This is a genomic window from Arthrobacter sp. PsM3 (assembly GCF_030433895.1).
Classification (GTDB): domain Bacteria; phylum Actinomycetota; class Actinomycetes; order Actinomycetales; family Micrococcaceae; genus Arthrobacter.
On the sequence record NZ_JARUXE010000015.1, the window covers coordinates 38,785 to 50,589 of the forward strand.

Below are 11,805 nucleotides of genomic sequence, written 5' to 3' on the forward strand. Positions count from 1 at the left end.
CTGAGCCGGTGCGGCTACTGCAGGGTGGCCGTCAGCCGTGCGACGTTGTCCACGTATTTGACGCCCATCGGACGTTTCATCCAGTCCTCAAGCGTCAATTCGCGCGAAATCTCCCGGTAGGTGTCCTCCACAGCGCTGATCCGCCGCACGATGTCCTCCCCCAGTAGCATCACCGAGACCTCCAGGTTCAGCGAGAAGGAGCGCATGTCCATATTGCTGGAGCCCAGCACGGCCACCTCGTCGTCGATGGTGAAATGCTTGGCGTGCAGTACAAAGGGCGCCTTGTACAGGTAGATCCGCACCCCGGCTTCCAGCAGCGCCTCGTAGAAGGACTGCTGGGCGTGGTGGACCAGGAACTGGTCGCCCTTTTCCGAGACGAAGAGTTCGACGTCGACGCCGCGCTGCGCCGCTGTCGTCACCGCGTACAGCAGGGAATCATCCGGGACGAAGTACGGGCTGCAGATCGAGAGTTTGCGCTGCGCCGAGTAAATCAGCGTGTTGAAGAGCCGCAGGTTGTTTTCGGTGATGAATCCGGGGCCGCTGGGCACCACCTGCGCCGTGACGTTACCGGCGTGCAGTTCAGGCCGGTGCGCGAGCTGGCCCTCGAGGGATTCGTCGGTCTCGCTGAGCCAGTCGGTGGCGAACACGACGTTGAGCGTGGTGACGATCGGTCCGCGCAGGCAGGCCATCAGCTCGACCCATTCGCGGCCGATCTTGCGGTGCCGCGGGTTGTTGTAGGAGGGCTCGATCAGGTTCTGCGACCCGGTGAAGGCGACCTCGCCGTCGATGACCATGATCTTGCGGTGGTTGCGCAGGTCGGGCCGGCGCCACTGCCCCTGCAGCGGGTTCAGCGGGAGCATCGGCCGCCAGTGGATCTTGCTGGCCTTGAGCCGGGCGATCAGCTTGCGGTAACCCTTGATGCGCAGGGTCCCCAGGTGGTCGAACAGGAGGCGGACTTCGACGCCGCGCTCGGCGGCTTCCTCCATCGCGGTCAGCAGATCGTCCGTGATGTGGTCCGAGCTCATGATGTAGAACTCGGCGTTGACGAACGACTCGGCTTCGCGGACGGCGGCGGCCATCGCCTTGATCGAGTCCGGGTAGCCGGGCAGGAGCTCCACGTGGTTGCCGTCCACCATCGGCAGCGAGCCCAGGGTCTTGTTCAGTTCCGCGGCGGACAACACCCATTCCGGGCCCTCGTAGCGGCTCTCCAGCATCGCCAGATCCGAGGTCCCGGCGCGGACCCGGATGTTCACCGCGTCCTGCTGCGCGCGGCGCTTGCGGGAGAGGCGGAAGTTGCCGAAGAGCAGGAAGAGGATCAGGCCCACGGCCGGGACGAAGAAGATGATCAAAAGCCAGGCCATGGCCGTGGTGGGACGGCGGTTTCCGGGGATGATGCCGAGGGCCAGCACCCGGATGGCGAGGTCGACCACGGTCAGAATCAGGATCAGCCAGGACGGAAGTGATTCCGCCAGCGAAAATGGCCACAGCACAGGCGAACCCCTCAAGCTCCAGACCCGCGGAACAGTTCCGGAACGGGCAACCGTCAAATCCTATCCCGTGGCACGCCGCACTAAGCTGAAGCCATGACTTCTCCTGCCGCCGCCCCCGCCCCCACCCCGGTGCTGGTCTTCCTGGATCCCGCCTTCGACGACGGCCGGCTGGCAGATGCCACCAAGCCCCAGCTGATGGCGACGGACCAGGGCGCCACCCGCGGCGACGGCGTCTTCGAGTCGCTGCTCGCGGTGGGCGGGCAGCCCCGCAAGCTCCAGGCGCACCTGAACCGGCTGGCCGGGTCCGCCCGACTGCTGGAGCTGGACATCCCGGCGGAGGACGTCTGGCGCCGGGCCATCGCCACGGCAATCAGCGAATACCGGCGCCAGCACGTGCCCGGCGGCGAGGCCACCGAGGACGACGAACTCGTGGTCAAGCTCCTCGTGACCCGCGGCGTCGAAGGTGCCCCCACGCCCACCTGCTGGGTCCAGGCCTCCGCCCCCGGCCCGGCCGGGAGGCGCCAGCGTGAGACCGGGATCGACGTCATCCTGCTGGACCGCGGCTACGACAGCGAAGTCGGGGAACGGGCACCGTGGCTGCTGATGGGCGCCAAGACCCTTTCCTACGCGGTCAACATGGCCGCGCTCCGCTATGCGCGCAGCCAGGGCGCCGACGACGTCATCTTCACCTCCGCGGACGGCCGGGTCCTGGAGGGCCCGACGTCGACCGTTCTGCTCGCGCACCTGGAAACCTCCGACGACGGGGCCGGCGGGGTCCGCACCGTCCGGCGGCTCATCACGCCGCAGCTCGACAGCGGGATCCTGCCCGGCACCTCGCAGGGTGCCCTGTTCACCGCAGCCAAGGCCGCCGGCTGGGAGCTGGGCTACGGACCGCTGGAGCCCCATGACCTGTATGACGCCGACGCCGTTTGGCTGATCTCCAGCATCCGACTGCTGGCGCCCGTCAACCACATCGACGGCAAGGAAATCGGCACCCCGGAACTGCGCCGCCAGCTCACGGCGGAACTCAATGCGCTTTACGCCACGATCGAGTAGCCTCCCCACCCCCACACACAGCAACGCGGGGTCACTTAGCGCCCATCCCGCGGCCCCGGTTGGGCGCTAACTGACCCCGCGTTGGGTGGATCCCGTTACTTAACATGACGACGGCGGCTCTGCGGGCCGGTGTCGCAGGTGTTACGTTTTTGGTGAGTAATGAGACCCGGCGCCAAGCCCTGACTGGCCGGTCGGCAACCCTCCCTTTCGCGGCGGGGTGCCTCAGGTGAATACTCGGCATATCGACCATTCGAGCTGCAAGCGTGAAAGAAGGAGATCCGTCGTGCCTGACGCGTCCGCCCCCGCTGTCCCCAGTACAGCACCCGCCCCGTCCCCCGCAGTCCCCGGCGCCGCCGAGGAGAAGCTGGCCTACCGGCTGTTCACCGGCCCCGATGACCGCGCCTTCTGCGAGCGCGTCTCGGCCGCCCTCGCCGAGGGCTATGTGCTGCACGGCAGCCCGGCCGCCACGTTCAACGGCAGCAGCGTCATCGTGGCCCAGGCCGTCGTGCTGCCGGCGGCCATCGCCAGTGCCGATGCCGCCGTCGCCAACGCCGTGGATGATCTTGAGTTCGACGGCGAGGGCCACGCGTGAGCTACGCCGGTGACCTCAGCCCGCAGGAGGCCTGGGCCAAGCTCGAGGATGGCGCTATCCTGGTGGACGTCCGCACCGAGGGCGAATGGGCCCACATCGGTGTCCCGGACACGGCAGCCGCGGGTGGCAAGCGGAACGATCCGCTGTTCATCCAGTGGAATCTTGCCGGCGGCATCCCCAATTCGCAGTTCGTTGAGCAGCTGAAGCAGCAGGCGGCCGGCGCCGGCGGCGGCGAACTGGTGTTCCTGTGCCGGTCGGGTGCACGGTCGATCGCCGCTGCGGTCGCCGCGACGGACGCCGGCTTCGTCTCCTACAACGTCCTTGAGGGCTTTGAAGGCGAACCGGACCGCCACGGCGAACGCACCGTCAACGGCTGGAAGAACCGCGGCCTGCCCACCAACCCCGGAAAGCACTAAGTGACCTTCAACCCTGACGCCGCCGGCTGGAGCGCCGACACCCAGGCCGTCCGCGGCGGACTCGACCGCACCGCCTTCCAGGAAACGTCCGAGCCGGTCTTCCTGAACTCCGGCTTCGTCTACGAATCCGCGGCCGCCGCGGAGCGCGCCTTCACCGGCGAGGACGAACGCTTCGTGTACTCCCGCTACGGCAACCCCTCGGTGGCCACCTTCCAGGAACGGCTCCGGCTGCTCGAAGGCACCGAGGCATGTTTTGCCACCGCCTCGGGCATGTCCGCGGTCTTCACGGCGCTCGGCGCCCTGCTGGCCGCCGGCGACCGGGTGATCGCGGCGCGCTCGCTCTTCGGTTCCTGCTTCGTGATCCTCAACGAGATCCTCCCCCGCTGGGGTGTCGAGACCGTCTTCGTGGACGGCCCGGACCTGGAACAGTGGCGGTCGGCGCTCACGAAGCCGACGACGGCGGTCTTCTTCGAGTCGCCGTCGAACCCGATGCAGGAAATCGTGGACATCGCGGCGGTGAGCGAACTGGCGCACGCCGCCGGGGCGACGGTCGTCGTCGACAATGTCTTTGCCACTCCCCTGCTGCAGCGCTGCGGGGACTTCGGCGCGGACGTGATCGTCTATTCCGGTACCAAGCACATTGACGGCCAGGGCCGGGTGCTGGGCGGCGCGATCCTGGGCACCAAGGAGTTCATCGAGGGCCCGGTCAAGCAGCTGATGCGCCACACCGGCCCGGCGCTCTCGGCGTTCAACGCGTGGGTGCTAGCCAAGGGGCTGGAGACCATGGCCCTGCGGGTGAACCATTCATCCGCCTCCGCGCTGCGGCTGGCCGAATGGCTCGAAGCGCAGCCGGCGGTCAGCTGGGTCAAGTACCCCCTGCTGCCGTCCCATCCGCAGTTCGAACTGGCCGCACGGCAGATGAAGGCCGGCGGCACCGTGCTGACCTTCGAGCTCTCCCCGTCCGCCGGGCGTTCGGCGAAGGAGGCCGCCTTCGCGCTGCTGGATGCGCTGCGGATCATCGACATCTCCAACAACCTGGGCGATTCGAAGTCCCTCATCACCCACCCCGCGACCACGACACACCGCGCCATGGGGCCCGAAGGGCGCGCGGCAATCGGGCTGAGCGACGGCGTCGTGCGCCTCTCGGTGGGCCTTGAGGACCTCGGGGACCTCACCCGCGACCTCGCGCAGGCCCTCAAGCAGGTTTAGACACCCCCATCCCGGGCCCGGGCCGGCGCCGCCGGGCTACACCCGGCTCCGGGCCGTCCCGCTGATGGTCAGGCGGCCGCTCCGGTGAGCGCCGTGGGCTCAGCCGCGGCGGACCCGGCCGAGGGACGAGCACTCGTCCGCCGGGTCCCCAATGGCGGCTCCCCGCATGGTCACTTCGAGGGCCCGTTCGACGACGGCGGCCAGCCCGCCGGAGCGGAACGGCTGGCGCTGCAGCTGCGAACCGGTGCCCTCCGCCAGGATCCGGTCGACGCCCGCGCGCACCAGTTCCAGCTCGCCCTGCTCGTCCAGCACGGGGGCCACGAAGTCGACCAGCGCGTGGACCACCTCCGCGGCCGGGGCGGGGGTGAAGGTTCCGAAGTCCAGCAGCTGACCGTGCAGCCCGCAGTTGCTGGCCTGCCAGGCGGCCATCCGCAGCAGCAGGGTGGGGACCGGGGCGGGATCCACGCCGTCGTTCCATTCCCGGGACGCCGACTCCACGAGGGCACGGACCAGCACGGCGATCAGCGCCGCGTCCTCGGCCCGCAGGCAGACGTCGGCGACCCGGACCTCCACGGTGGGATGGTGCCGGCACAGCCGCGCGTCGAAATACACCATTCCCTCGTCCATCAGGACGCCGCTGTCCACCAGCCGGGTCACCACCCGCCGGTACACCGGCAGGCTGCCGAAGATCATCGTCGGACCCGAGCCCGGCCAGCGGTTCCACGCCTGTGTGCGGTAGCTTTCGAACCCCGTCTCCGCGCCGTTCCAGTAGGGGGAGTTGGCGCTGAGGGCGATCAGCACCGCCAGCTTGTCACGGATCCGGTCCATCACCGCCACGCCCTCCTCCGGCGACTCCACAAAGGTATGGACATGGAGGCCGCAGGTGAGCTGGTTCCGGACCGTGAGCCCGAAACGCCGCTGCATGGTCATATAGCGCTGCTTGGGTGTCAGGTGGGTGGCGGAGCCGTGGGGTGACGTGGCGAGGGCGGCAACGCGGCCGCCGTGAACCCGCGCGGCCCGGTCGGCGAGTGCCCTGCCCTGCTGCAGCTGCCGGAGCATCTCGGTGTAGTCCCGGCACGGCCGCGTCTGGGTTTCAATCTGTTCCAGCTTGAGCTCGTAGCTGAAGTCGGCGTCCTCATGGACCTGCGGTTGTCCCGGGTCAGCCAGGCCGGTGTCCGGCATCGGCGGGACCAGGCTGGGCAGCATCACATCGGCGAGGGCGAGCAGCATCCCCGTTTCGGGATCCACTATGAGCAGTTCTTCCTCCACGCCGAAGGTGCGCATATTTCTATTGTGCGGCAGGATCCGCCGAAACGCTCAACAACGCGGGGTCACTCCGCGCCCATGCAGGCGCCCCGGATGGGCGGGATCTGACCCCGCGTTGCTTGGAGGTGCGCAGCCGGGTCAGTCCTGGAAGTACTCGATCTTCGCGCCGATGGTGTTGAGCCGCTCCGCCAGGTCCTCGTAGCCGCGCTCGATCACGTAGATGTTGCGCAGTACCGAGACACCCCGGGCAGCCAGCATCGCCAGCAGCAGGCAGGCCGCGGGGCGCAGTGCCGGCGGGCAGCCAACCTCGGCCGCGCGCCACTTGGTGGGCCCGTTGACGTAGATCCGGTGCGGGTCGAGCAGCTGCACCTGGGCGCCGAGTTTGTTCAGCTCGGTCAGGTAGATCGCGCGGTTGTCGTAAACCCAGTCATGGATCAGCGTCTGGCCCTGGGCATTCGCGGCGATGACCGCGAAGAAGGGCAGGTTGTCGATGTTCAGCCCGGGAAAGGGCATGGGGTGGATCTTGTCCTCGGGGGCGCGCAGTTCCGAGGGCTTGGTGGTGACGTCCACCAGCCGGGTGCGCCCGTTACGGGCCATGTACTCGCCGGACACTTCGAGCCGCTGGCCCATCTGTTCCAGCGTCGCGAGCTCGATTTCCATGAACTCGATCGGGACGCGGCGGATCGTGACTTCCGAGTTCGTGACGATCCCGGCCGTGATCAGGCTCATCGCCTCGATCGGGTCTTCGGAGGGGAAGTACTCGATGTCGACGTCGACCGAGGGCCGGCCGGTGATCTTCAGGGTTGTGGTGCCCACACCCTGGATCCCGATGCCGAGCATTTGCAGGTAGAAGCAGAGGTCCTGCACCATGTAGTTGGGGCTGGCGTTGCGGATGATCGTGGTTCCGCTGCGGTGGGCGGCGGCCATGATGGCGTTTTCAGTGACGGTGTCGCCGCGTTCGCTGAGCACGAAGGAGCGGTCGTGCCCGTCCGACGGCGGCGCCTGCACCGCATAGAAACCGGACTTGGCGTCGACGCTGAGGCCGAACTGCCGCAGCGCCTGCATGTGCGGCTGCACGGTGCGGGTGCCGAGGTCGCAGCCGCCCGCGTAGGGCAGGCGGTATTCGCTGGATTCGTCCAGGAGCGGTCCGAGCAGCATGATGACGCTGCGGGTCCGGCGGGCGGCCTCGACGTCCATCGAGTCGAGGTCCAGCACGGCCGGGCGGCGGATCTGCAGGTCGTTGGCGTTGAGCCAGCTGCACTCGACGCCGATGCTGGTCAGGACCTCGACGATCCGGTTGACCTCCTCGATCCGGGCCAGCCGGCGCAGTGTCGTGGTGCCGCGGTTTATCAAGCTGGCGCACAGCAGGGCGACGCCGGCGTTCTTGCTGCTGTTGACGTCGACGGAACCGGACAGGGTGCGGCCGCCCTCCACCCGAAGGTGCGTCATGGCCGGCCGGCCCACCTTGACGATGCTCCGGCCGAAGATGGCCTCAAGCCGCTGGATCATTTTCAGGCTGAGGTTCTGCTTCCCCTGTTCCATCCGGGCGATGGCGCTCTGGCTGGTTCCGAGCTCGGCCGCGAGCTGCCCCTGGGTCCAGCCCTTCTGACGGCGGGCGTCGCGGAGGAGGGCGCCAACGTGTTCAGCAGTCTCTTGAGTCATCCCAAGAAAATATCACGCATGATTTATTAATCCCGGGAATTTGGGGCAGAATGCCGCGAATCTCACAGGGCTACCCGCCCGGTGCGATAACCGGCGTTACTGCCGCGCGAGGAAGACCATGTTCCAGGTTCCCGCAGCCAGGGCAGACGCGACGGCCGCGGCGGCAATCAGCAGTCCGCCCGCGAACACCCAGGCATCCAGGCCGCTGAAAACGGATTTCCGGGCCCAGGTCCGTTGCGCGCCGCCGAAGCCCCGGGCCTCCATGGTGACGGCGAGCCGGGAGGCGCGCCGGACGGCCTGCACCAGCAGCCCGAAGCTCTGCCCCAGGGTGGCGCGGAGCCGTTGCAGCGGACTCCCGTGCGAGCCCACGCCGCGGGCGCGGCGTGCCATGCCGATGGTCTGCCATTCTTCCGCCATCAGTCCCACCAGCCGCATCGCGGCAAGCGTCCCGAGGACAAAGCGGTGCGGCAGTTTCGCCTTCTGCGCAAGGGCGTCCGCCAGGTCGGTGGGGTCGGTGCAGCTCATCAGCAGCACCGCCGGCAGCGCGATGGCCAGGCCGCGGAGCATGAAGCCCAGCCCGAGTTCGAGGGATCCTTCACTGATGGACCAGATCCTGGCATCGAGCAGGATGTCTCCGCTGTCGGGTGCCAGGATCGTGGTGCTCCAGCCGCCCAGCGCCGCGGCCAGGATCAGCGGCCAGCCCCGCTGCCAGAGCACTCCGGGGGTCAGCCCGGCCAGCGGAAGGAGCGCCAGCTCGAAGACGAGCGCCACCGAGGCGGACACCCAGTCGATGGACAGCGCCAGGACCATCGTGATGAGCATAACGGCGGCGAACTTCGCCAGCGGGTTGGCCCGGGTCAGCAGGGCGTGGTTGCCGCGCAGGGTCAGTTCCTGCCTCATGGCGCTGCGACCTTCCCCGGTTCCCGGGATTCGGGGGCGCCGAGGCTCAGCTCGGTGCCGCCCAGGACCTCACTGAATTCGGCATCGTGCGTCACCGACACGACGGCGGTGCCGCCGTCGAGGAGTTCGGAGAGGAAGGACGCGAGTTCGGCCCAGGTGTTGGCGTCCTGGCCGAAGGTCGGTTCGTCCAGGACCAGCACCTGGGGATGGGCGGCGAGCACGGTGGCCACGGACAGGCGCCGTTTCTCACCGCCGGAGAGGGTGTACGGATTAGCGTCCACCAGCTCCGTGAGCCGAAGGCGCTCCAGGAGTTCGTCCACCCGGTCCTCGCCGCGGCCCAGGTGCCGGGGCCCGAACATCAGCTCATCGAGCACGCGTCCGGTGACAAACTGGTGCTCGGGCTCCTGGAAGACGGTGCCAACCCGGGCGATCAGCTGCTGCGCCTTCCACCGGTACGGATCGATCCCCGCGCCGGCACTGAGCGCCAATGTGGCGGAGACCGTGCCGGAGACGGGCGCGAGCAGGCCCGCGAGGGTCAGGGCGAAAGTGGACTTCCCGGAGCCGTTGGGACCCGTGATGGTCAGCGCCTCGCCGGCACGGACCTGGGCCGTGATGCCGGACTGCACGGGCACCGGCGGGATCGGACGGAAGCCTCCGCGGAGCCCGGACCGCCGCGGCCGTTCGCGCGACACGGCCAGGTCCTCCGCGGCGAGCAGCAACTGCCCCGCAGCATTGGCGGCTGCGCTGTGCCCGGCCGCGCCGGCGACGGCGCCCCCTGCACCCCGGGGCCGGGTCGGCGGCACGTAACCCGGGACCCAGACGCCGGCCGCGGTGAGCATGTCCCGTGCCTGGGCCAGGACCTGGAACGGCGGCCCGTCGATCAGCACGGCGGAGTCCGTGGCGGATCCGGGCTGCAGCACCACGATCCGGTCCACCAGGTCCTTCCAGACGGAGACCCGGTGCTCCACCACCACCAGGGTGGCCCCGGTCTTGTCCAGGCAGCGGCCGACGGCGTCGCGGACTTCCAGGACACCGGCGGGGTCCAGGTTGGCGGTGGGTTCGTCGAGCAGGATCAGGCCGGGGCGCATTGCCAGGATGCCGGCGAGCGCCAGGCGCTGCTTCTGTCCGCCGGAGAGTGCCGACGTCGGATGGTCCAGCGGCAGCCGGCCCAGCCCGACGTCGTCAAGTGCTTCCGCCACCCGCCGCCAGATCTCGGCCGGCGGCACGGACAGGTTTTCGGCGCCGAAGGCGACGTCGTCGCCCAGGCGCGAGAGCACCACCTGGGTCTCCGGGTCCTGCTGCATGAGTCCCGCCCGGCCGCGCTGGGCCCGGGGCGGGGCGCCATCGATCAGGAGGCGGCCGGTCTCGTCCGCATCCTCGGCATCCGCAGCGGCACGGCCTGCAGCCCGGCCGGCGTCACCGGCGGAACTATCGCCGAGTACCCCGGCCAGGGCGTGGAGCAACGTTGATTTGCCGGCGCCAGAGGGCCCCAGCAACAGCACCCGCTCACCGGGCCGGATATCCAGGTCCAGGCCGCTGACGGCGGGCCGGGGCCGGCCGGCGTGCCGCCAGCCCCAGCCCCGCGCGGTGATCGTGGCCGGGCGGCCCCCGCCGCAGGCGGACGTGCTGGAGGCGGACATCAGGAGAAGACAGGCTCCGTGGCCGCCTTGCGGGAGGCAAAGGAACTCAGCACGCCGGTCCTGGCCAGGCCGCGGGTGGCGAGCCAGGACAGTCCGCCGGCGATCACGGCGCCGGAGATGGCCGTGAAGATGATGTAGGCAAGCTTGTCGCCGTCGGCGTAGGCAATGTTCCAGCCCCAGGGCAGAAACGAATCGTTCAGCCCGCAGAACAGGCCGGCACCGGCACCGGCGAGCAGCGACACCGGCAGGTTGAACTTTTTGTAGATAAAGGCGGCGAAGACCAGCTCGGCGCCCAGGCCTTGCAGGATGCCGGAAATGAGCACCGTGGTGCCGTACTGCGAGCCCATGATCAGCTCACCTGCGGCGGCCACGGCTTCGCAGAACAGTGCGGCGCCCGGTTTGCGGATGATGAGCATGCCCAGCACCGCCGGGATCATCCAGCCGCCGGCATAGAGCCCGGTCAGCGGCGGGTAGAACGCGTTGACGGGGGCGGCAATGAGGTTGGCGCCCTGGGACCAGGCCCAGAAGATCACGCCGCCGGCCACCGCGATCAGTGCGGCCACCACAATGTCCACCACACGCCAGTTGTAGCTGCGTCCGGTGAGCGTCTGCTGGGCAGATGTATCAGTCATGCCGTCCTCCTGAGGAACAGGAGGGGAGGGTGTCCGGGGTCCGCAGCTTCCGCCGCCGCTCCGGGCACTCTGAGAACTCGACTCCCTTGCGCCGGTACTAACCGGATCAGGTTCGAGGGTCTGCGGCTGTCCGCACTCTCAGCGCCCACCTGTGGTCTCCCCGGATTCCTCCGGTGATGCCCGACGGCGGCGCTCCCCTGTCGTATTGAATATCGCCCTTGTGGGCGTGGCTCAGTTTACACCCATCGGGGAGCTGATTTCCGGGGTCAGCCGTCACAATACGCCGGCGTCGCGACGGTGACCCGGGACCCCTGCTTGGTAGAGTCGGCAAGGCATGGGAACACCGGATGCCGCGCCCACGCGCCGGCGGCCAACCAACGGAAGCTGGAACACGTGACCAACTCAGCAGTGCCGTCCCCCGGCTACGACCCGGACTCCACCGACGAGCAGCCGCACGGATCCCTGGCCGCGCTCATCGGCCGCATCCTGGCCGAAATCGATGAGCTGCAGTTCCAGTCTTTCGGCAAGGACGATGCCCTGGACCTCGGACTGCTCCTGGTTGAACTCGGCAGGCAACGCTCCCACCCGATCGCCATCGACATCACCAAGGGCGAGCAGGTGCTCTTCCACGCGGCGCTGGAGGGCGCCACCCCGGACAATGAGCGCTGGATCAGGGCCAAGCAGCGCACGGCCGTCCGCTACGAGGTCCCCTCGCTGTTGGTGGGTCTTCGGGCCCGGGCCGCCGGGCGGAGGATTGAGGACAACGCCTGGTTCGACCAGACGGAGTTTGCTGCCCACGGCGGGGCTTTCCCCGTCTACGTGCGCGGGACCGGGATGGTAGCCACCGTCACTGTATCCGGGCTGCCGCAGAAGGCCGACCATGATCTGGTGGTCGAAGCCCTCTCGGAGATCCTCGGCCGCGCCGGCACCCCCGGGAGCTAG

Annotated in this window: 11 protein-coding genes and 2 riboswitches; of the genes, 5 read left to right on the forward strand and 6 right to left on the reverse strand. The window is 68.8% G+C overall.

Going from position 1 to position 11,805, the window contains the following annotated elements; all coding sequences use genetic code 11:
• Nucleotides 1-14: 14 nt before the first annotated feature.
• Nucleotides 15-1,490: a cardiolipin synthase gene (gene cls / locus QCD75_RS09945; protein ID WP_301228116.1), complete on the reverse strand. Its 1,476-nt coding sequence runs from the start codon at nucleotides 1,488-1,490 to the stop codon at nucleotides 15-17.
• Between the two features lie 93 nt (nucleotides 1,491-1,583).
• On the opposite strand from cls, the gene QCD75_RS09950 reads away from it, so the two are divergent.
• From QCD75_RS09950 to QCD75_RS09965, 4 genes are all read left to right on the forward strand, one after another.
• Nucleotides 1,584-2,546: an aminodeoxychorismate lyase gene (locus tag QCD75_RS09950; protein WP_301228118.1), complete on the forward strand. Its 963-nt coding sequence runs from the start codon at nucleotides 1,584-1,586 to the stop codon at nucleotides 2,544-2,546.
• A 155-nt stretch (nucleotides 2,547-2,701) separates the two neighbouring features.
• Nucleotides 2,702-2,816: riboswitch (SAM riboswitch) on the forward strand.
• 13 nt (nucleotides 2,817-2,829) lie between these two features.
• Complete coding sequence (locus QCD75_RS09955) at nucleotides 2,830-3,138, forward strand: DUF1737 domain-containing protein (RefSeq protein WP_441005462.1); 309 nt, start codon at nucleotides 2,830-2,832, stop codon at nucleotides 3,136-3,138.
• Nucleotides 3,135-3,554, forward strand: a complete 420-nt coding sequence (locus QCD75_RS09960) for a rhodanese-like domain-containing protein (protein WP_301228120.1) — start codon at nucleotides 3,135-3,137, stop codon at nucleotides 3,552-3,554. The genes QCD75_RS09955 and QCD75_RS09960 overlap by 4 nt, the downstream gene beginning before the upstream one ends.
• Nucleotides 3,555-4,763 (forward strand): O-succinylhomoserine sulfhydrylase, encoded by a 1,209-nt coding sequence (locus tag QCD75_RS09965; protein WP_301228122.1) that lies wholly within the window; start codon nucleotides 3,555-3,557, stop codon nucleotides 4,761-4,763.
• Between the two features lie 99 nt (nucleotides 4,764-4,862).
• On the opposite strand, the gene QCD75_RS09970 is transcribed toward QCD75_RS09965, so the two are convergent.
• The 5 genes from QCD75_RS09970 to QCD75_RS09990 all read right to left on the reverse strand — a co-directional run bounded on the left by QCD75_RS09970 (nucleotide 4,863) and on the right by QCD75_RS09990 (nucleotide 10,863).
• Entirely contained in the window at nucleotides 4,863-6,047 is a 1,185-nt protein-coding gene (locus tag QCD75_RS09970) for a glutamate--cysteine ligase 2 (protein WP_301228124.1), read from the reverse strand.
• A 120-nt stretch (nucleotides 6,048-6,167) separates the two neighbouring features.
• The gene (locus QCD75_RS09975; RefSeq protein WP_301228126.1) at nucleotides 6,168-7,691 is read right to left on the reverse strand and encodes a UDP-N-acetylglucosamine 1-carboxyvinyltransferase; all 1,524 of its coding nucleotides are present in this window, start codon (nucleotides 7,689-7,691) and stop codon (nucleotides 6,168-6,170) included.
• Nucleotides 7,692-7,787: 96 nt separating this feature from the next.
• Nucleotides 7,788-8,591, reverse strand: a complete 804-nt coding sequence (locus QCD75_RS09980) for an energy-coupling factor transporter transmembrane component T family protein (protein ID WP_301228128.1) — start codon at nucleotides 8,589-8,591, stop codon at nucleotides 7,788-7,790.
• Nucleotides 8,588-10,231, reverse strand: coding sequence for an ABC transporter ATP-binding protein (locus tag QCD75_RS09985; protein ID WP_301228130.1), 1,644 nt, complete (start codon nucleotides 10,229-10,231; stop codon nucleotides 8,588-8,590). The genes QCD75_RS09980 and QCD75_RS09985 overlap by 4 nt, the downstream gene beginning before the upstream one ends.
• Nucleotides 10,231-10,863 (reverse strand): ECF transporter S component, encoded by a 633-nt coding sequence (locus QCD75_RS09990; protein ID WP_301228132.1) that lies wholly within the window; start codon nucleotides 10,861-10,863, stop codon nucleotides 10,231-10,233. The genes QCD75_RS09985 and QCD75_RS09990 overlap by 1 nt, the downstream gene beginning before the upstream one ends.
• Nucleotides 10,864-10,928: 65 nt before the next feature.
• Nucleotides 10,929-11,072, reverse strand: a riboswitch (TPP riboswitch).
• A 184-nt stretch (nucleotides 11,073-11,256) separates the two neighbouring features.
• Here QCD75_RS09990 and QCD75_RS09995 point away from each other — a divergent pair.
• Entirely contained in the window at nucleotides 11,257-11,805 is a 549-nt protein-coding gene (locus tag QCD75_RS09995; protein ID WP_301228134.1) for a heme-degrading domain-containing protein, read from the forward strand.